This is a genomic window from Bradyrhizobium sp. USDA 10063 (assembly GCF_054063735.1).
Genome location: NZ_JBSSGP010000002.1, coordinates 424,605 through 443,397, shown reverse-complemented (window position 1 = coordinate 443,397; position 18,793 = coordinate 424,605). Strand labels below are relative to the sequence as shown.

Annotated in this window: 18 protein-coding genes; 11 read left to right on the top strand and 7 right to left on the bottom strand. The window is 64.1% G+C overall.

What is annotated here, in order from left to right:
* Positions 1–455 precede the first annotated feature (455 nt).
* Positions 456–1,631, bottom strand: a complete 1,176-nt coding sequence (locus ACVJGD_RS03935) for an IS110 family RNA-guided transposase (protein ID WP_456632918.1) — start codon at positions 1,629–1,631, stop codon at positions 456–458.
* A gap of 226 nt (positions 1,632–1,857) precedes the next feature.
* Here ACVJGD_RS03935 and ACVJGD_RS03930 point away from each other — a divergent pair, with 226 nt between their 5' ends.
* Entirely contained in the window at positions 1,858–3,120 is a 1,263-nt protein-coding gene (locus tag ACVJGD_RS03930) for an acyltransferase family protein (protein WP_456633130.1), read from the top strand.
* Between the two features lie 10 nt (positions 3,121–3,130).
* On the opposite strand, the gene ACVJGD_RS03925 is transcribed toward ACVJGD_RS03930, so the two are convergent.
* The 4 genes from ACVJGD_RS03925 to ACVJGD_RS03910 all read right to left on the bottom strand — a co-directional run bounded on the left by ACVJGD_RS03925 (position 3,131) and on the right by ACVJGD_RS03910 (position 7,809).
* Entirely contained in the window at positions 3,131–3,670 is a 540-nt protein-coding gene (locus ACVJGD_RS03925; RefSeq protein WP_456633129.1) for a c-type cytochrome, read from the bottom strand.
* The gene (gene soxC / locus ACVJGD_RS03920; protein ID WP_456633128.1) at positions 3,657–4,940 is read right to left on the bottom strand and encodes a sulfite dehydrogenase; all 1,284 of its coding nucleotides are present in this window, start codon (positions 4,938–4,940) and stop codon (positions 3,657–3,659) included. Before soxC ends, ACVJGD_RS03925 begins: the two co-directional genes overlap by 14 nt.
* Before the next feature lie 106 nt (positions 4,941–5,046).
* A complete protein-coding gene (locus ACVJGD_RS03915) occupies positions 5,047–6,534 on the bottom strand; it encodes an amino acid permease (protein WP_456633127.1) in 1,488 nt (495 codons plus the stop codon).
* 66 nt (positions 6,535–6,600) lie between these two features.
* Entirely contained in the window at positions 6,601–7,809 is a 1,209-nt protein-coding gene (locus tag ACVJGD_RS03910; RefSeq protein WP_456633126.1) for a cytochrome P450, read from the bottom strand.
* Positions 7,810–7,982: 173 nt separating this feature from the next.
* Between ACVJGD_RS03910 and ACVJGD_RS03905 the strand changes: the two genes are divergently transcribed.
* The 4 genes from ACVJGD_RS03905 (at position 7,983) to ACVJGD_RS03890 (ending at position 11,635) form a co-directional block, all read left to right on the top strand.
* Positions 7,983–8,483, top strand: coding sequence for an SRPBCC family protein (locus ACVJGD_RS03905; RefSeq protein WP_456633125.1), 501 nt, complete (start codon positions 7,983–7,985; stop codon positions 8,481–8,483).
* A 229-nt stretch (positions 8,484–8,712) separates the two neighbouring features.
* On the top strand, positions 8,713–10,449 hold the full coding sequence (locus ACVJGD_RS03900; RefSeq protein ID WP_456633124.1) for an ATP-binding protein: 1,737 nt from the start codon (positions 8,713–8,715) through the stop codon (positions 10,447–10,449).
* Positions 10,450–10,534: 85 nt separating this feature from the next.
* On the top strand, positions 10,535–11,113 hold the full coding sequence (locus ACVJGD_RS03895) for a peroxidase-related enzyme (RefSeq protein WP_456633123.1): 579 nt from the start codon (positions 10,535–10,537) through the stop codon (positions 11,111–11,113).
* Positions 11,114–11,134: 21 nt separating this feature from the next.
* Positions 11,135–11,635, top strand: coding sequence for an MgtC/SapB family protein (locus ACVJGD_RS03890; protein WP_456633122.1), 501 nt, complete (start codon positions 11,135–11,137; stop codon positions 11,633–11,635).
* Positions 11,636–11,733: 98 nt separating this feature from the next.
* Here the strand turns inward: ACVJGD_RS03890 and ACVJGD_RS03885 are convergent, their stop codons facing one another.
* Positions 11,734–12,360 carry a ParB-like protein gene (locus ACVJGD_RS03885; protein WP_456633121.1) on the bottom strand — a complete coding sequence of 209 codons (627 nt, stop codon included), beginning with the start codon at positions 12,358–12,360 and terminating at the stop codon, positions 11,734–11,736.
* A gap of 294 nt (positions 12,361–12,654) precedes the next feature.
* Between ACVJGD_RS03885 and ACVJGD_RS03880 the strand changes: the two genes are divergently transcribed.
* From ACVJGD_RS03880 to ACVJGD_RS03855, 6 genes are all read left to right on the top strand, one after another.
* Positions 12,655–12,996: a hypothetical protein gene (locus ACVJGD_RS03880; protein ID WP_456640156.1), complete on the top strand. Its 342-nt coding sequence runs from the start codon at positions 12,655–12,657 to the stop codon at positions 12,994–12,996.
* Positions 12,997–13,189: 193 nt separating this feature from the next.
* Complete coding sequence (locus ACVJGD_RS03875) at positions 13,190–13,495, top strand: acyl carrier protein (RefSeq protein ID WP_456633120.1); 306 nt, start codon at positions 13,190–13,192, stop codon at positions 13,493–13,495.
* Between the two features lie 11 nt (positions 13,496–13,506).
* Positions 13,507–13,980: a 3-hydroxyacyl-ACP dehydratase FabZ family protein gene (locus tag ACVJGD_RS03870; protein WP_456633119.1), complete on the top strand. Its 474-nt coding sequence runs from the start codon at positions 13,507–13,509 to the stop codon at positions 13,978–13,980.
* Positions 13,973–15,160, top strand: a complete 1,188-nt coding sequence (locus ACVJGD_RS03865; protein WP_456633118.1) for a beta-ketoacyl-ACP synthase — start codon at positions 13,973–13,975, stop codon at positions 15,158–15,160. The genes ACVJGD_RS03870 and ACVJGD_RS03865 overlap by 8 nt, the downstream gene beginning before the upstream one ends.
* Before the next feature lie 114 nt (positions 15,161–15,274).
* On the top strand, positions 15,275–16,552 hold the full coding sequence (locus ACVJGD_RS03860) for a beta-ketoacyl-ACP synthase (RefSeq protein ID WP_456633117.1): 1,278 nt from the start codon (positions 15,275–15,277) through the stop codon (positions 16,550–16,552).
* A 74-nt stretch (positions 16,553–16,626) separates the two neighbouring features.
* Positions 16,627–17,562, top strand: coding sequence for a lipid A biosynthesis lauroyl acyltransferase (locus ACVJGD_RS03855; protein ID WP_456633116.1), 936 nt, complete (start codon positions 16,627–16,629; stop codon positions 17,560–17,562).
* A gap of 119 nt (positions 17,563–17,681) precedes the next feature.
* On the opposite strand, the gene ACVJGD_RS03850 is transcribed toward ACVJGD_RS03855, so the two are convergent.
* Complete coding sequence (locus tag ACVJGD_RS03850) at positions 17,682–18,791, bottom strand: polyamine ABC transporter substrate-binding protein (RefSeq protein ID WP_456633115.1); 1,110 nt, start codon at positions 18,789–18,791, stop codon at positions 17,682–17,684.
* Positions 18,792–18,793: the final 2 nt, after the last annotated feature.

Genomic DNA, 18,793 nt, shown 5'->3' with positions numbered 1-18,793 from the left:
TGTTTGAAATTTGAATCGGAACTCACGACGACGTTGTAGGGTGGGCAAAGCGAAGCGTGCCCACCCTCGCGAGCGTGGTGCTGGATGGTGGGCACGGCGCAAGTGCGCCTTTGCCCACCCTCATATGGGGCTTTGTGAGTCAAGGCTCTTGAACCGGTGCGGGTTGGGTTTTTGCAGTGAGAGGGCGGCGCGCGGAGCCATGCGTAGCGCAGCGCGACGACCGGGCCCCGGGCGAGGATTGGCTTCCGAAGATTTCTGCAGCTCACTGCATCACCTCATATCCGGTCGGATCGGCTGATCCGTACCCACATTCCGCATGCTTGCGGCGAGGAAGCCAAGAGGATGAGACCCATCTACAAAGCGGCCTGGTTGGGCCCCTGGGTGGCACGGTCATCATCCATCCTGTACGGGGCGCGCGGCGCGGAGCCGCCTCGCCCTGGTGGCGTGGTCCGGTGCTAGGCCTTCATCACGGCCTGCTCCGGAACAAGGCCGGTGGTGAGATAGCGCCACAGCGCCACGATCAGCTTGCGCGCCAGCGCGACGATGGCGATGCGCTTGGCGCGCTTGCCGGCGTTTTCGGTGCGGGTGCGGAACCAGCGGCTGAGCGCGCTGTCCGGCTGATGGCGCAGCCAGAGCCAGGCCAGTTCGATCGTCTTGTGGCGGGCGCGCCGGTTGCCGGCCTTGCTGATCCCCTGCTCGCGATCGATGCTGCCGCTTTGCCAGGGACTGGGCGCCAATCCGCAATAGCTGGCGACCTCGCGCCGGTTGCGGAAGTCCTTGTAGAACACCTCGTTCACCAGCGTCGCGGCAAACGCCGGGCCGAGCGCCTTGAGCTGCTGCAACTGATCCCGTCGCTTCGCCATCGGCGCCGGCGCCGCGGCGGCTTCCGCCGCGACTTCTGCCGCGACTTCTGTAGCGACTTGGGCCTGCTCCAGCGCCTTGAGCTGGTCGCGCACCAGCATCAGCCGGGCATGCTCGCGCTTCACTTCGGCCAGAAGCTGCGGCGGCAGCGGCTGCCCTTGCCAGTCCCGCTGCTGCTCCAGCCAGGCGAGCCAGGTCCGTCGTCGCAAGGTGCCGGCCGCCATGCCCAACAGGCGCAGCAGCGCCTTGATCCGGTTGGTGTGCCCCGTCTGCTCCTTCACCAGTCGTTCGCGTTCGCGGCTGGCGCGCCGGGCGTCCTCCTCGGCCACGCTCGGCACCCGGACGATCCGCACCACCCGCGGCTCGCCTCGCAAATGAGCCATCAAGGTGCGCAGCAGAAGCTCGCCATCGATCCGGTCTGTCTTCGCCCGCCGCGCCCGTTGCTCCACCGCGATGCTCGCCGGGTCGAAGATGAAGTTGGTGATCCCAGCCGCCGCGAGCAGCCGGTGCAGCCAGAAGCCGTCATAGCCAGCCTCGTAGCAGCTCACCACCCGCGGCGCCGCTCCAAGCTTCGCAGTCGCCCGGGCCTTGACCTGCTCGATCAGCGCCAGCAGCCCGGCGTGATCGCCGCCTTCCAGCTTGTGGCGCGATATCCGGTCCCGATCCGGACTGTGCAGCGTCACCAGCCACGTCTTCTGACTCAGTTCGATCGCAACGAAAATCGTGCCACAATGCCCGGCGGTGGGCGTGTTCTTGGTCAATGCTTGCATCAGACTCTCCGATGGTTCGAGTGTGGAAACCCAAACCTACCGGAAAGGGCGCGCTCACCGCCCCATGGAATCTACAGCCTGGATTGTGCGGGTATCACGAGGCACGGCCCCCGCACCGATTTACCAAACCTTGCAGAAGCACAAGCACCAGCCACACCGCCATCACCTCTGGTCCCCGCCTTGCTCAGGGACAAGCCAAGCGCACAGCCAGCGAACGAGGCGTATCATGGCGGGACAGACATCTTCGGGCACGGGTCGGTTTGAGGCACTTGATGCAATGCGCGGTATCTGCGCGCTGCTCGTCGTGCTCTTCCACATTCCCGTTTACCATGCGCTGAAGGGCACCCAGCCGTTCGTGAACCTGCAATTCTGCGTCGACATGTTCTTTGCCCTGTCCGGCTTCGTGCTCTGTCACGCCTATGGCCAGCGCCTTAACCATGCCGGCGATGGCGTCCGCTTCGTGGCGATGCGGTTCGCGCGGCTCTGGCCGCTGCACATCGTGATGCTGGCGCTGTTCGTGATGATCGAAGTGAGCAAGATCGTCTTCATGCGCACCGACGGTTCGTTCGCGCTGGATTCGGTTCCGTTCGGCGCCGGGCACACGCTCTATGAAGTCGTCACCAACATCCTGTTCCTGCAGTCCTTCAACCTGCATGGCGGCCTGACCTGGAATGGCCCCGCATGGAGCGCGGCGGTCGAATTCTACGTCTCGATCCTGTTTGCAGTCATCGTCGTGCTGTTCCCACGGCGGCGGCGCGAGATCTTCCTCGGCCTCTGCCTTGCCGCCGGAATACACCTCTATGAGCGCTCGCCGGGCACGCTGTTCGTCTCCAGCGATTGGGGCATGCTGCGCGCGATGTTCTCCTTCTTCGCGGGATGCCTGGTCTATGACCTGCGCCTCTATTCCAACGGTCGGCTTGATATGCCGAACACGTTGGAGGTCTCGTGCGCGGTGCTGGTTGCAGTCTTCGTGCTGGTTACGCCATCCGGCGGACCGCAATATCTGTTTCCACTGCTCGCTGCGATCGTGATCTGCGTGTTCTCGTTCGATCAGGGCAGGATCTCGGCGATGCTGCGCTCGCCTGCGCTGCAGAAGCTCGGGCTATGGTCCTATTCGATCTACATGATCCACACCTTCGTCTTCCAGATCATGCGGAGCGCCGCGTCCTTCCTCGGCCACAAGCTCCACCTCGAACTGGTAGCCTGGCACAATGACGACAAGCTGGTGGTCCTGGGAACGCCGGAGCAGGCGCTGGTGGCCGCGCTCATTCTCTCCGTCGTCCTCGTCGTTCCCGTCGCCGCGCTCACCTATCGCTGGATCGAGAAGCCGGCAATGGATGCGGCCCGACATGCGCTCTCGACCACGACGCCCGCGGAAGCGTCGCTCGGCCCGGCATCGGCCGTGGGCTTCGGCGCGGCGATACGGCAACTGTTCAGTGCCGCAGCCATGCGCACGGCGGCCGGTTTCCGTGCCGTTCGGCTGCCGTAGTCCGGCAACGCTACGGCACGTCGGGCCGCGGGTCGGACACAAACCGGTCGCGGTTGGGCATCTTGATCGCGGCGAGCGTCTTGGCATCGAGCACGGCGTCCGCCGCAACGAGGCCGTTGAGATGGAGGACATAGGCGGAGACCGCGTAGACATCCTCATCGCTGAGCGACTGCGGCGCGTTCTGCGGCATGGCGCGACGGATATAGTCGAACAGCGTCGGCGCATAGGGCCAGTAGCTGCCGACGGTGCGCACCGGCTTGGCGCTCGCAAGCGTACCCTGCCCGCCGACCAGGCGATCGCTGACACCGCCCTGCCCGTCGGCGCCGTGGCAGGCGGCGCATTGCTCGCTGAACACCACGCGGCCGCGCTCGACGCCGCCGCTACCCGGCGGCAGGTTCGCTCCGTCATGACCGATGTCGATGTCCCAACCCTTGATCTCCGCCGGAGTCGCCGCACGCCCGATATGAAAGCGCTCTTCGGCCTGCGCGGCAACGCCGAGCCCGGCGATCACCGCCGCGAGCAGCGCGACATGCGATCTATGCCAGCGCATTGCTCACCTCCCCGTTCGCGGCGATGCGCCAGGGCCAGATCGCATTGTTGTGGTAGTAATGATTGACGCCGCGAACCGCGAGCAGTTCGGCGAGCGTCGGCTGCACATAGTCGGTCTCGTCGATCGCGCGGCTCTGGATCACGGCGGGAGTGCCGTCCCACTGCCATGGCAGGCGGAAGCGGGTGAGCGCGCGGGTCAGGACCGGCTCCTGAAGCTCGGCGATCTGCCAGCTCTTGCCGTCATCGACGGAGACCTCGACGCGCCTGATCTTACCGTGTCCGCTCCAGGCGATGCCGGATATCTCGTGGAAGCCGGTGCCGTTCAGTTTCTGTCCGCCCGAGGGACGCAGGATGATCGACTTCGCCTCCATGTAAAAGGTGAACTCGCGCGCCGTGCCGTCGGGCATCAGGTCGGTATATTTCGAGGTCTCCTCGCGCGAATAGACGGGCTCGGCCACCGCCTTCAGCCGCCGCAACCATTTGATGTTCATGTTGCCTTCGAAGCCCGGCAGCAAGAGGCGCAGCGGATAGCCCTGCTGGGGACGCAGCCGCTCGCCGTTCTGGCTGTAGACCAGCATGGCGTCGTCGAGGCATTTCTCGATCGGGATCGAGCGCGTCAATGCCGCCGCATCCGCGCCCTCGGCCACCAGCCACTTCGCTTCCTCCTGCAGGCCGGCCTCGGTCAAGACGTCCTTCAGCATCACGCCGGTCCACTCGGCGCAGCTCACGAGGCCGACGAGATCGGACGCCGTCTTGCCATAGGGCTTGGTGTAGACGGGATTGCCGGAGCACTCGATGAAATGGATCCGCGATTGCGACGGAAAGCGGCGGATGTCGTCCATCGTGAAGATCAGCGCACGATCGACCAGGCCGTGCACCATCAACCTATGCTGCGCCGGATCGATCGTCGGTACGCCGCCGTGATGGCGTTCGTAGAACAGCCCGTTCGGCGTGATGATGCCGTCGAGCTCCTGCAGCGGCGTGCGGCCGGAGGCCGACAGATATTGCTGCAGGGTCTTCGATACGTTCTTGACGACGCCCTTCTCATACATCGACGGTGTGCCATAAGGCTGATCGCCCATCGGCGCGCCCGGCGCCTTCATCCATTCGGGAATGTTGGGCGGAAGGTTGCTGGTGTCCGCTGTCGCCGCATCCGCCAGCGCGGCTGGTGTCGCGCCGAGCGCAGCGCCGCCCGCGACCGCCGCGCCTGCTTGCAGAAAGTGCCGGCGAGATCGTCGTTGTTCGCGGTTGGTTGTCGTTTGCTCGCTCATTGTCGCTTTCCCTTGCCGCTCTCGTTGATCGATCCCAAGCTATCACCGAACGCTAAGCACCCGCCTTCACATCCACAAAATCGCCCGCCCGAATCGTTCCGCCGCGTCAGCGCTGATCGCTCGCGCGCAGACGGCTGTGCGTCCGGCCATAGGCGGCATAGATCGCAAGGCCGATCAGGAGCCACACCGCGAGCCGGATCCAGGTATCGGCCGGCAGGCTGAGCATCAGGACGAGCGATGTTGCGGCTGCGGCCGGCCCCACCAGCCAGATCGCCGGCGCCCGGAACGGACGTGGCAGATCCGGATCGACGATGCGCAGCACCATCGTGCCGATCGAGACCACCGCAAACGCGAACAGCGTGCCGATGCTGACGAGCTCGCCGACCAGCCCGATCGGCAGCAATCCAGCGAGGAGCGCAACGACGATGCCGGAACCGATGGTGGCGACATGAGGCGTCCGGAAACGCGGATGGATGCTTGCGATCGCCGGCGGCAGCAAGCCGTCATACGCCATGGCGCGGAAGATCCGGGGCTGCGCCAGCAGCATCACCAGCATCACCGAGGTCAAGCCGAACAGGATGCCGAGCTTGATGATCGGCGACAGCCACCCGACGCCGGCCGCATCGATCCCGACCGCGATCGGGTCGGGAACGTTCAGCCGGTCGAACGGCACGATGCCCGTCAGCACGAAGCCGACGGCGACATAGAGTGTCGCGCAGATCACGAGCGAACCGAGAATGCCGATCGGCATGTCGCGCTCCGGCGACTTCGCCTCCTGCGCGGCAGTCGAGATTGCGTCGAAACCGATGTAGGCGAAGAACACCACGGCCGCGCCCCGGAACACGCCGGACCAGCCGTAGACGCCGACGCCCGCATTCGGCGGAATGAAGGCCCCTTCGGGATTGCTCGCGGTGACCCAGTTCGCGGTCGTGAACGAGGAAATCGTGCAGGCAATGAAGAGCAGGATCACGATCAGCTTCACCGCAACGATGACATTGTTGAACCGCGCCGATTCCCTGATCCCTGCAACCAGCAGGGCGGTGATGAAGACGATGATGAGCATCGCCGGCACGTTGAAGATCGCACCCGTCGACGACCAGGCATGCGTGGTCGCGTCATAGCTCAGCGGCGCGGACGCCAGCTCCGGCGGTATCGTCAGGCCAAAATCTCTGGCGAAGCTGACGGCGTAGCCCGACCATCCGATCGAGACCGCAACGGCGCCGACGGCATATTCCAGGATCAGGTCCCAGCCGATGATCCAGGCCACGAACTCGCCCAGCGTCGCATAGGCAAAGGTATAGGCGCTGCCGCAGACCGGCACGGTCGACGACATTTCCGCATAGCAGAGGCCCGCGAAGGCGCAGGCGATCGCGCCGAGCACGAAGGAAAGCGTGACCGCAGGTCCTGCATTCGCCGCAGCGGCGTGTCCGGTCAGGACGAAGATGCCGGCGCCGATGATGCCGCCGATGCCGAGCGCGACGAGATTGAGTGCCGACAGCGAGCGCCGCAGCGGCGATGTTCGCGCATCGCCTTCCACCCCTGCCGCCTCCTGCAGCAGTTCGGCTGTCGATTTTCTTGCCCAGATGTCTGCCAACAACCGCCTCCTCGCGACGTCGACCCCCCGGCGGCCGATCGCACACGCTAGCATATGCCGTGCCGCTCATGCATTCGGCACCACTGGCAGCTTCTCAATCATCCGTATGCCTGGCCGACGCCGCCAACGGATCTCGGACGGCTGAACCGCAAGCTGAAGCCTGGGCCAGCGGGTGAACAGCGCCTTGAGCGCGCAGATCGCCTCGATCCGCGCGAGCTGGTGACCAAGGCAGAAATGGATGCCCGTGCCGAAGGAAATATGGCGGTTCGGCCGCCGCTCGAGGTCCATTCGCTCGGGTTGCGGGTGCGATGCGGGATCGAAATTGGCCGCCACGATCATGGCCATCACGCGATCGTTCCTCTTCAGGGTGATGCCGCCGAGCTCGACATCGTGCCGCACATAGCGTGGTTTTGAGAACTGCACCGGCGAGACGAAGCGCAGGAATTCCTCGACCGCCAGGCTCGCGCGGTTCCAGTCCGCCTCGAGCCAGTCACGCAGCTCGGGGGTCTTCAACAGCTCGAAGACGGACCCGCTGATCAGATGCGTCGTGGTTTCGGAACCGGCGCCGAGCAACAGCATCACCATCGACACCATCTCGTCCGGCGTGATGCGGCCGCCTTCCCTCTCGACCTGCACCAGTTCGGCAATGAGCCCCTCGCCGCCTTCCTTGCGCGCGGCCTGCAAGCGCTCCTCCAGGTAGCGCCGCATCTTCCCCAGGAGGAACAGCATGCGCAGGAAGCCGAAGGCGCTCGCGATCTGCCCCATCGCATTCGCCCAGCCAATGAATTTCGGCCGGTCGGCCGCTGGCAGACCGAGCAGCTCGCAGATGACGGAGAGCGGCAATATGCGCGCATAGCGCTGTACCAGATCGGCCGGGCTGCCTGATGCGAACAGTTCGCCCGCAAGGCCGTCTGCGATCGCGCGGATGTGCGGCTCCATTTCGAGCACGGCACGACGGCGGAATGCCTCGTCGACAATGCCGCGCAACCGGCTGTGATCCGGTTCGTCCTTCGTCAACATGCTGTTGGCGATCGTTGCGATGGATTTCGGCATCCACCACTGAAGCCCTGCAAGCGCCCCGTCCTCCCTGCGCAATGCGAAGGTGGAGGAATCCTTCAGCATCTCTGCGGTGGTCTCATAGGTCGTGGTGACCCAGACTTTGCCCACGATCGGAAATCGCGTGGCAACCACGGGCGCACGGGCTCGCAGCGCCGCAACAGCGGTCGCCGGATCGCGGAAGAATTCTTCGCTGGTGAAATCGATGCGTGTCGCCATCAGTCCCCTCCGCCTTGCCCCGATCAAGTGGTGCGACGCGCGTCATGCGCAAGGCGCAATCGCGCGTCGGATGAGGCGCCGGTTTTCCCGGCCTTTTTTCGGGCATCCCCGGAACCGCTGCGCCGCGAAATGGTTTGCGCCACGAGGCGAGCAGAATGATGGGGAACTGACGCATGCCGCAAATCATCGTATCCGTGCCGATCGGCGAGAAATCCACAGACCTCTGGCGAGAAATCGGTTCTTTCGGCTCGGTGGGCCGATGGCACCCGATGCTGGCAAGGGTGGAAAGCGAGGGAGACCGCGAAGGCTGCGCGCGGGTCGCGGAGACGCGCGACGGCAAGCGACAGACCGAACGGCTGATCGAATTCGCTCCGAATGAGCGCTTCTATCGCTACAGGATGGAGGCAACCGCGATGCCGATCCGCAACTATGTCGGCGAGTTCCGCATCGCGGACGCGCCGGACCACAGCAGCAGGGTCATATGGTCTGCACATTTCGACCTGATCTCGGACGAAGCATCCGGTGCGACGGACGCCGTCAAGTCATTCCTGAAGGCAGGTCTCGACCATCTTGCCAGCACCCACACCCGCGGCCTCCGGCGTGATCATCCCCTTCATGCGGGCCGGCGCGGGCGAATGGTTGACGGCGCAGCCGCCGGTATCGGGCTCTACTGAAGTGGTAAATCGATCGTAAATCGGAACCGACGGGGAATTGGCCAGGTTCTGCCGGGAAAACCCTGATTTCCCGCGTAACTGGCTTCACCAACCGTCAGTCATGAAGCCTCCCCTCACTCGGATGATGCGGATTTAGCAAATTGGGAAAGGCGTCGGTTTAACCCTTTGTCCAGCCCCGCTTCCCATAGTGAGAATCCAGCTCAATCTCCCAACATCCGGGCCCGGAACTGTGACATCCTTTGGACGTGTGATTTCGGTGCGCGGCTCACAAGCCCGCGTCGGACTCCTGGCAACCAGCCAGATGCCGTTTTCGGAAGTGCGCGCTACCGTCGGCCGCTTCGTCAGCATCCGGAGTGCGTCTTCCGTGATCGTCGCCATGATCACGGAGGTGAGTTGCGAGGACTTGCCGACTTCCGACAATTATATCGCGAGCGCTTCCGTCGACCTGCTCGGCGAAATCCTCGGCGGCGACCGTGCCAAATTCCAGCGCGGCGTCACCAACTACCCGACCATCGGCGACACCGTCGACCTGATCAACGCCCAGGAGCTGCGCACGATCTATGCGCCGAGCGGCTCGGACCAGATCAATGTCGGCACCCTGCAGCAGGACCGCTCGGTCACGGCCTATGTCGATATCGAGGAAATGCTGTCCAAGCACTTCGCCGTGCTCGGTTCGACCGGCGTCGGCAAGTCCACCGGCGTGTCGCTGCTGCTGAACGAGATCCTGAAGTCGCGGCCGAACCTGCGCATCTTCCTGCTCGACGTGCACAACGAATACGGCCGCTGCTTCGGCGAGCGGGCCCAGGTGCTGAACCCGCGCAACCTGAAACTGCCGTTCTGGCTGTTCAACTTCGAAGAGATCGTCGACGTGCTGTTCGGCGGACGCCCCGGCGTCCCGGAAGAACTCGACATCCTCGCCGAAGTCATCCCGATGGCGAAGGGCATCTACACCCAATATCAGAACGCTGACCGCATCGGCCTGAAGCGCATCGATCCCAAGCAGATCGGCTACACCGTCGATACGCCGGTGCCGTATCGTCTGGTCGACCTGATCTCGCTGATCGACGAGCGCATGGGCAAGCTCGAGAACCGCTCCTCGCGCATCATCTATCACAAGCTGATCTCTCGCATCGAGACCGTGCGCAACGATCCGCGCTACGCCTTCATGTTCGACAACGCCAATGTCGGCGGCGACACCATGGCGGAGGTCATCAGCCACCTCTTCCGCCTGCCCGCCAACGGCAAGCCGATGACCGTGATGCAGCTCGCCGGCTTCCCGGCCGAAGTCATCGATTCCGTCGTGAGCGTGCTCTGCCGGATGGCATTCGACTTCGGGCTGTGGAGCGACGGAGTCTCACCGCTATTGTTCGTCTGCGAGGAGGCGCACCGCTACGCGTCCGCCGACCGCAACATCGGCTTCGGCCCGACCCGCAAGGCGGTTTCGCGCATCGCCAAGGAGGGGCGCAAATACGGCGTCTATCTCGGCCTCGTCACGCAGCGGCCGGCGGAGCTGGATGCCACCATCATCTCCCAGTGCAACACGCTGTTCACGATGCGGCTCGCCAACGACCGCGACCAGGCGCTGTTGCGCTCGGCGGTCTCCGACGCCGCGGCCAACCTGCTGTCGTTCGTACCCTCGCTCGGCACGCGCGAAGTGCTGGCGTTCGGCGAAGGCGTGGCGCTACCGACCCGGCTGCGCTTCAAGGAGGTGCCGCCGCATCAGCTTCCGCGCAGCGAAGCGACCATCGCGACCGTGCCGTCGATTGCCGCCGGCCACGACATGCACTTCGTCTCGGCCGTCCTGGAGCGCTGGCGCGGCGCCACCTCGCACCGCGACGTGCCCAACGACCCCGCAATCAGCGAGCGGCCCGCCGCGCGCACCACGACGCTGGATGCGCCAATGCTGCAGCCCTCGATGGGACTCGATCCCGATCGCTTCTCGCTCCTGAAGAAGCCGTTGCGCTGAGCGTCCTGCGGCCGGGCGCTTGCGCTCGCGCCGTCATCGATTATGGTTCCGGCCAAGCTGCACTGCCTTGAGCCGGAACCTGCCCATGACTGAACCGATCGCCACACGTTTTCCCACGCCTCCCCTCGACAAGATGCCCGAGGACATCCGCGCCCGTATCCTCGCGGTGCAGGAGAAGTCCGGGTTCGTCCCGAACGTCTTCCTGGCGTTCGCCTATCGCCCCGACGAGTTTCGCGCCTTCTTTGCCTATCATGACGCGTTGATGGAGAAGGACAGCGGACTCTCCAAGGCCGAGCGGGAAATGATCGTGGTGGCAACAAGCGCCGCCAACCAGTGCCACTACTGCGTGATCGCGCACGGCGCGATCCTGCGTATCCGCGCCAAGAATCCGCTGATCGCCGACCAGATCGCCGTCAACTATCGCAAGGCCGACATCACGCCGCGCCAGCGCGCCATGCTCGATTTCGCGATGAGAGTGAGCCGCGAGGCGAGCACGATCTCGGAAGCCGATTTCAGCGCACTCACTGCGCACGGGTTCAGCGATGACGACATCTGGGACATCGCGGCGATCGCCGCCTTCTTTGCGCTGTCGAACCGGATGGCGAATTTCACCGCGATGCGCCCGAACGACGAGTTCTACATGATGGGACGGCTGCCGAAATAGCCGACCGCCGAGGTATGCCGCGTGCTTGAATGGAGCGACATCATCCTGCGTCTTGGCGTCGCCACGCTCGCGGGCGGCCTGATCGGCCTCAATCGCGACCTGCGCGGCAAGCCGATCGGCTTGAAGACGCTCGGCATTGTCGGACTGTCCACCGCGACGGTCGTGGTAGTCGCCGTGCAGTTCACCGAAATCGGCAGGATCACCGATGCGACCAGCCGCGTGATCCAGGGCATCCTGACCGGCATCGGCTTTCTCGGCGCCGGCGTCATCGTCCGCGAGAGGGAGCCCTTCCGCGTCCATGGATTGACGAGCGCCGCCTGCGCCTTTCTCGCAGCCTGCATCGGGATCGTCGCCGGCGCGGGAGAGTGGCGGATCGTGGCGACAGCCTTGGTGATCGCGCTCCTACTCCTGACCATCGGCCGACGCACCGAGCGCTTCCTGCATCGCGCACTGGGCGGCCACGACGATCCGGCCGAACACGACACGACCGTCACGCCACCGCAGCCGCCGACAAGCCACTAGAGCATCTTCGGTTCTGATTGAATCAGAACCGAGGCTGTAGATTTTTATTTTGACGCGTTTTCTTCACGCGAGCCGGATCCATTTCGCTCGAAAGCGCACTAGTCATCCGCGGCCGGTCCGCACCAGCCCGGCAGATAGATCGCGTCCTTGCTCTTTGCGAAGGCGAGCGCCTTCTCCATCGCGGTGCCGAAATCAGCTTCCACGAGCTTGCGCGCCACCTTGCGGCGCAGGAAATCCGCCCACAAGAACTCACTGAACGGCGTGGTGTCCTTGGCAAAGCCGCCGGTACGGCGCAGTTCTCCGGCGAGGCTGCGGAACGGATCGTCCTTCAGGTCGGCCACCGATCGCGGCAGATCGCGAAAATGCTTGCGCTCACCCTTGGCATCATAGGGATAGGCCCAGCGCTTGTTGTCCATCACGCCCCAGAACGCATCACGCTCGACCATGGTGAGGTCGCCGATCACCGTGACCAGCACATCCTTGACGCCCTCATCGTGCAGCGCGCGGGCGAGATGATGATGGTCGACGACGTAGTAGCGCTCGTCAGGCCCGAGCACCACCGGGATCATGTGCTTGCCGAGGAGCTCGGCGCGCTTCTTCGCGGACTTATGCTCGCGCCAGCGCTTGCGCTTCTCCTTGACCTCCCGCATGCCGACCGTCATCTGGGTCGGGCGCAGGGACATGATCGCGACCGGCCTGAGAATCGGCTCGCGCGTATTCGCCATGGTTCAACTCCCTATTCCTGCCCACGGACATCATCGAAGGCTGGTTCCACTATGGCACGGCGCCACCAGGGATTGAATTCCTTGGCCTCCGGTCTCGACGAGCTGTGAACGGGAAGTCCTCGACATCGCGTGCGGGTGCATCGCACACATCACCGCGATGCCTTGCGCCTGTCGACCCACCATCAGTTCCATGAAACGCCACAGGAGCACGTTGCGCGAGCGCGCACCAACATTTTACGTGAGAAGCGCGCGCGACGTGCTAAACAGGATGACAACTTCTGCGGACGAACGGCAGTGAAAACCCAGCGGCCTATCAGCTCGGACGGCGAGCACGTGGTGCTCAAATTCCGGCCGCGCACCTCCGCCCATCCGCCCGCCCGCCACGAGCAACCGCGCGAGACGGGAAAGCCCGGGCAAGTCGCCCAAGACCTTTCTCGTTACGAGCGCCCGCGCGATGAACCTGATGACTTCCGACAGCGCATGCTGGCCAATATCGCGGCCTTCGCTTTCACGGTGGCGCTTACTGCAATTGGCATCTGGCTGGCCGTGAGCATCGCCGACCTGCGTAAGACCCAGGATTGCGTCCTGATGGGGCGGCGTGACTGTGCGCGGATTTCGGTGGTGCCGAGGGGCTAGCGCGGGAACCGCAACGGTAGCTCCTGCCCAACGAGGCGGCCCACAGACAGGGCCAAGCTCCATTGAACTCGCGGCCCCGCTCCGATATACGGGCACTCGAGTCCGCCCGGGGGAACAGGGCATTCCGGGACAACGCCGCCCGCCACCTCCCGACCGTCCCGGAATTTATCGCCAATATATCAAAGGCTTAGTGATGTCTTCCACATTCGAGCAGATCGCCAACATTATCGCCGAGACCTGCGATATCCCGCGCGACACGATCAAGCCGGAAAGCCACGCCATCGACGATCTGGGGATCGACAGCCTCGACTTCCTCGACATCGCCTTTGCGATCGACAAGGCGTTCGGGATCAAGATGCCGCTCGAGAAGTGGACCCAGGAAGTCAACGACGGCAAGGCCACGACCGAGCAGTACTTCGTGCTGAAGAACCTCGCTGACCGCATCGACGAACTGGTCGCGGCCAAGAACGCAGGCACGGGCACGGCGTCGGGCGCGTAATCGAGCGCCCCATGCAGCTCGAATATTTTCAGCTCATCGATCGCATCGTCGATCTCAACATCGTCGACAAGACGATCGTGGTGGAGGCTGACGTTCCGCAGACCAGCACGATCTTCGAAGGCCATTTCCCGGGTTACCCGATCATGCCCGGCGTGCTCCTGACGGAAGCGATGGCGCAGTCGTCCGGCTGGCTTCTGCTCGGGCTGATGAAGTTCGAACGGATGCCTTTTCTCGCAATGATCAAGGAAGCCAAGATGCGTGGCTTCGTCAACCCGGGCGAGGTGCTGACGATCGACGCCAAGGTCGAGCATGAAGGTTCGGGCTTTGCGGTGACGTCGGCCAAGGTTCGGGTGGGCAAGGAATTGAAATGCAGCGCCGACCTGACCTTCCGCCACATCCCCTTCCCCCATCCCGATCTGCGCGTGCACATGGACGCGATGGCCAAGAAGATCGGCTTTCCGCAGCAGGCAATGACGCATGACTGAGCGGAAGGAAGTCTGGATCACCGGCATTGGCATCCTGTCCTCGCTCGGCGAAGGGCCGGATGCGCATTGGGACGCGCTCAACGCCAAGCGCATCAATATCGACGACAAGCGGTTCGCGCCCTATATCGTCCATCCGCTCGCCCCCGTCAGCTTCGACGCGCAGATCCCCAAGAAGGGCGACCAGCGCCAGATGGAAGCCTGGCAGCGCATCGGCACCTACGCTGCGGGGCTCGCGCTGGACTCGGCCGGCGTCAAAGGCAATCAGGAAATCCTGTCCCGCATGGACATGATCGTCGCCGCCGGCGGCGGCGAGCGCGACCTCGCGGTCGACACCGCGATCCTGAACGCCGACGCGCGCGGCAATTTCAGTCCCGGCTTCCTCAACGAGCGCCTGATGAGCGAGCTGCGCCCAACGCTGTTCCTGGCGCAACTCTCCAACCTGCTCGCCGGCAATATCGCCATCGTTCACGGTGTCCGTGGCACCTCGCGCACTTTCATGGGCGAGGAAGCGTCCAGCATCGATGCGGCGCGGATTGCGCTGGCGCGCATCGAGGCCGGCCAGAGCGATATTGCCCTCGTCGGCGGCGCCTATAATGGCGAACGCCTCGACCTGCTCGTCCTCTTTGAATTCGGCGACTTCAACCTGACCGGCGAGTTCGCCCCGGTCTGGGCACGCGAGAACAACAGCGGATTCGCGCTCGGCTCGGCCGGCGCGTTCCTGGTGCTGGAATCCCGCGAGCACGCCGAGGCGCGCGGCGCCAAGCCCTACGCCAGGCTCACCAAGGTGGTCGCCGACCTCGCACAACGCAAGCAGCCGGGCGCGGTGACGAAGTCACTGGAGGCGCTGTGGTCGAAACTCGGCGTTGGCGACGATGTCGGCGTGGTCGTCACGGGCGCGACCGGCGCCGAGCCCGTCACCTCGGAGGAGCGAGCGTTCCTCGGCCACCACCAAGGCCTTGCTGTGCGTGCCACCGGAACGATGTTCGGCCACACCGTCGAAGCCCAATTCCCGCTCGGCGTGGCGCTGGCGGCGCTCTCGATCTCGCGCGGCGCGCTGTTTCCGCCGAACGATCCGACCGGCTTTGAGGTTGAAAAGTCCGACTCGCCGACCCAGATTGTGGTGATGGGAACCGGTCACTGGCAGGGCGAAGGGATGGCCCTGATTGAGGCCGTCAAGTAGGGCGCGTTCGCGCGCCAGAGCATGATCCGGAAGGTCATACTCAAACCAAAGAGATGAGATCATGATCCGCCCTCGAATCGGATCATGATCAGGCGCAGCATCGACGGGGGAAGCATGGCGACACCACGCGATAAATTCGGCAGGCCGATCGTTGTCGTGACCGGCATGGGCATCGTTACTTCGCTCGGCGCCGGCAAAACGGACAATTGGGCCAAGCTCGTTGCCGGAGAATCCGGGATCAAGACGGTCACCCGTTTCCCGATCGACGGCTTGAGGACCACGATGGCGGGGACGGTCGATTTCATCGCCGTCGATCCCTTCACTTCCACGAGTCTTTCCGAGCGCATCGCCGAAATCGCCACCGAAGAGGCGCTGGCGCAATCCGGCATCGGCAGCAAGGGTGACTTTCCAGGCCCCCTCTTCCTCGCAGTCGCACCGGTCGAGACCGAGTGGCCGCAGCGCCTCGAACTCGGGCGCATGATCGACAAGAAGGAGTTCGACTACTACGACATGCTGCGCGCGAGCGGCGGCGGCAGGTTCGCGCCCTATCACGATCGCTTCATGTTCGGTTCGGTCGCGAAATACCTCGCCGAGAACTTTGGTACCAAAGGCTCGCCGATCTCGCTGTCGACTGCCTGCGCCTCCGGCGCAACGGCGATCCAGCTCGGCGTGGAGGCGATCCGTCGCGGCGAGGCGGATGCGGCCTTGTGTGTTGCGACCGACGGCTCGGTGAATCCGGAGGCTGTGGTCCGCTTCTCCCTGCTCTCGGCCCTGTCGACGCAGAACGATCCGCCGCAGGCAGCGTCGAAGCCGTTCTCCAAGAACCGCGATGGCTTCGTGATGGCCGAAGGCGCCGGTGCGCTGGTGCTGGAGAGCTATGAGGCGGCCACCGCGCGCGGCGCGACGATCCTGGGCGTCGTCGCCGGCTGCGGCGAACTGACCGATTCGTTCCACCGCACCCGCTCGAGCCCGGACGGCAAGCCGATCATCGGCTGCATGCGCAAGACGCTGGCCGACGCCGGCATGGAGCCGGACCAGATCGACCACATCAACGCGCATGGGACGGCGACGCCCGAGAACGACAAGATGGAATATCTGACGACCTCGGCGGTCTTCGGCGAGCAGATATCGAAGATTCCGGTGTCGTCGAACAAGTCGATGGTCGGCCACACGATCTCCGCGGCCGGTGCGGTCGAGGCGGTATTCTCGCTGCTCACGCTGGAGCATCAGCGGATTCCGCCGACCATCAACTATGACGTGCCGGATCCGACCATTCATTTCGACGTGGTCGGCAACAAAGCGCGCGACGCCCGCGTCACTGCCGTGATGTCCAACTCGTTCGGCTTTGGCGGGCAGAACGCCTCATTGATCCTGACGCGCGAGCCGGCCTAGAGCATGATCCGAAGAACTGATCTCCAATTTTCTGAAGAGATCATGCTCAACCAGACGCCGCGCCGCCTGTCGCGATGAACCGCCTGCAGCTCCTTCGTGCCCGCGCGCGCCTTCGCGACGCCGCCAGGCCCGTGGGCGACGCGGCGGTGGGCGCGCTGACGATCGCGCTATTGCGCACCACGCGCTGCTTCGATCCGTTCAAGACCGCAGATTTCTTCGGGCGCGCCGCGCATTTCATCGGTCGCAGGCTGCGCGAGGACCGGATCGGTCGCGAGAATCTGAAGGCCGCGTTTCCGGAAAAATCGCCTGAGGAGATCGAAAAGATCCTGGCCGGCGTCTGGGACAATCTCGGCCGCATCGGCGCCGAATTCGCCCATCTCGATCATGTCTGGGACTACGATCGCGACCATCCCGAAAACAGCCGCATCGAATTGTCGCCGCGGACCATCGAGCTGTTTGACCAGATCAGGGACGACGGCAAGCCGGCGCTGATCTTTGCCGCCCATCTCGGCAATTGGGAATTGCCGGCGCTGGCGGCCGTTGCACACGGGCTCGACACCGCGATCCTGTTCCGACGGCCGAACAGCGAAGCTGCGGACCGCGCGATCGAGAAGATCCGCGCGGTCAAGATGGGCACGCTGATTCCCGCCGGCCGCTACGCGCCGCTCCGGCTAGCGCAGGCGCTGCAAAACGGCCAGCACGTCGCCATGCTCGTCGACCAATATCTGACCAACGGCGTCGAGGTCAGCTTCTTCGGCCGCAAGACCAGGGCCAACCCGATGCTCGCGCGACTTCGGCGCCAGGTCGAATGCCCGATCCACGGCGCCCGCATCATCCGCCTGCCCAACAACCGATTCCGGGGCGAGCTCTCCGAGGAAGTAAAGCCGGTGTTCGACGCCTCCGGCGAGATCGATATTCAGCGAACGATGCAGGCCGTCACCAACGTGATCGAAGGCTGGGTGCGCGAATATCCCGAGCAGTGGCTGTGGCTGCACCGCCGCTGGCGGTGAGTTCACAACTCGCCTACGTCGTCATTGCGAGCGCAGCGAAGCAATCCACGCCTCCGCTTGCCGCGCTATGGATTGCTTCGCTGCGCTCGCAATGACAGGAAGCGTCGCGACCGCGAGCCTCACTTCCCCGTCTTCACCCTGGTCCAGAGACGGTTGATGATCCGCTGGGTTGCCGGGTCGCGCGCGGTGATGACGAACAGTTTCTTCTGCGTCGCTTCGTCCGGATAGATGTTCTTGTCGTCGAGGATCTTGGGGTCGATCAGTTTCTGGCTGGCCAGGTTGCCGTTGGCGTAGGATAGGAAGTTCGAGTTCTTTGCAGCGACGTCCGGCCGGTAGAGGTAGTTAATCAGCTCATAGGCCTCGGCAACGTTCTTGGCGTCGGCGGGTATCGCGAGATTGTCGAAGAACATCTGCGCGCCCTCTTTCGGGATGGTGTAGCCGATGTCGATGCCGTTCTTGGCTTCGACCGCGCGGCTGCGCGCCTGCATGATGTCGCCCGACCAGCCCACCACGAAACAGATCTCGCCGGAAGCGAGCGCGCTCAGATATTCGGAGGAATGAAACTTGCGCACATAAGGCCTGACCTTGCCGACGAGGTCGGCCGCCTTTTCGAGATCGGCCTGCCTGGTGGAGTTCGGATCGATGCGGAGATAGTTCAAGGCCGCCGGCAGGATGTCGTCGGCGGAGTCCAGCATATGGATGCCGCAGTCCCTGAACTTCGCCAGATTCTCCGGCTTGAAGACGATGTCCCAGCTATCGATCCTGGCGTCGGGGCCGAGAATCTTCTGCACCATCTGGACGTTGTAGCCGATGCCGGTGGTGCCCCACATGTAATTGGCGGCGTAATTGTTGCCGGGATCGTAGGTCGCAAGCTGGCTAGTCACCACCGGCCAGGCATTGGCGAGGTTCGGCAGTTTCGACTTGTCGAGCTTGAGAAAGACCTTTGCGGTGATCTGGCGCTGCAGGAAATAGCCGGTCGGCACCACGACGTCGTAGCCCGACTTGCCCGCGAGCAGCCGCGTCTCCAGCGTCTCGTTGGCATCGAAGGTATCGTAGACCACCCTGATGCCGGTCTCCTTCGTAAAATCCTCCAGCACCCCCGGCGCCATATAGTTCGACCAATTGTAGAAATTGACCGTGCGCTCCTCGGCGCGGGCGGATGGAGAGACGAGCAGAGCCGCGGCAAGGAAGGCAGCGAAACGAATCGGATGACGGCCCTGCTCGTGCATCT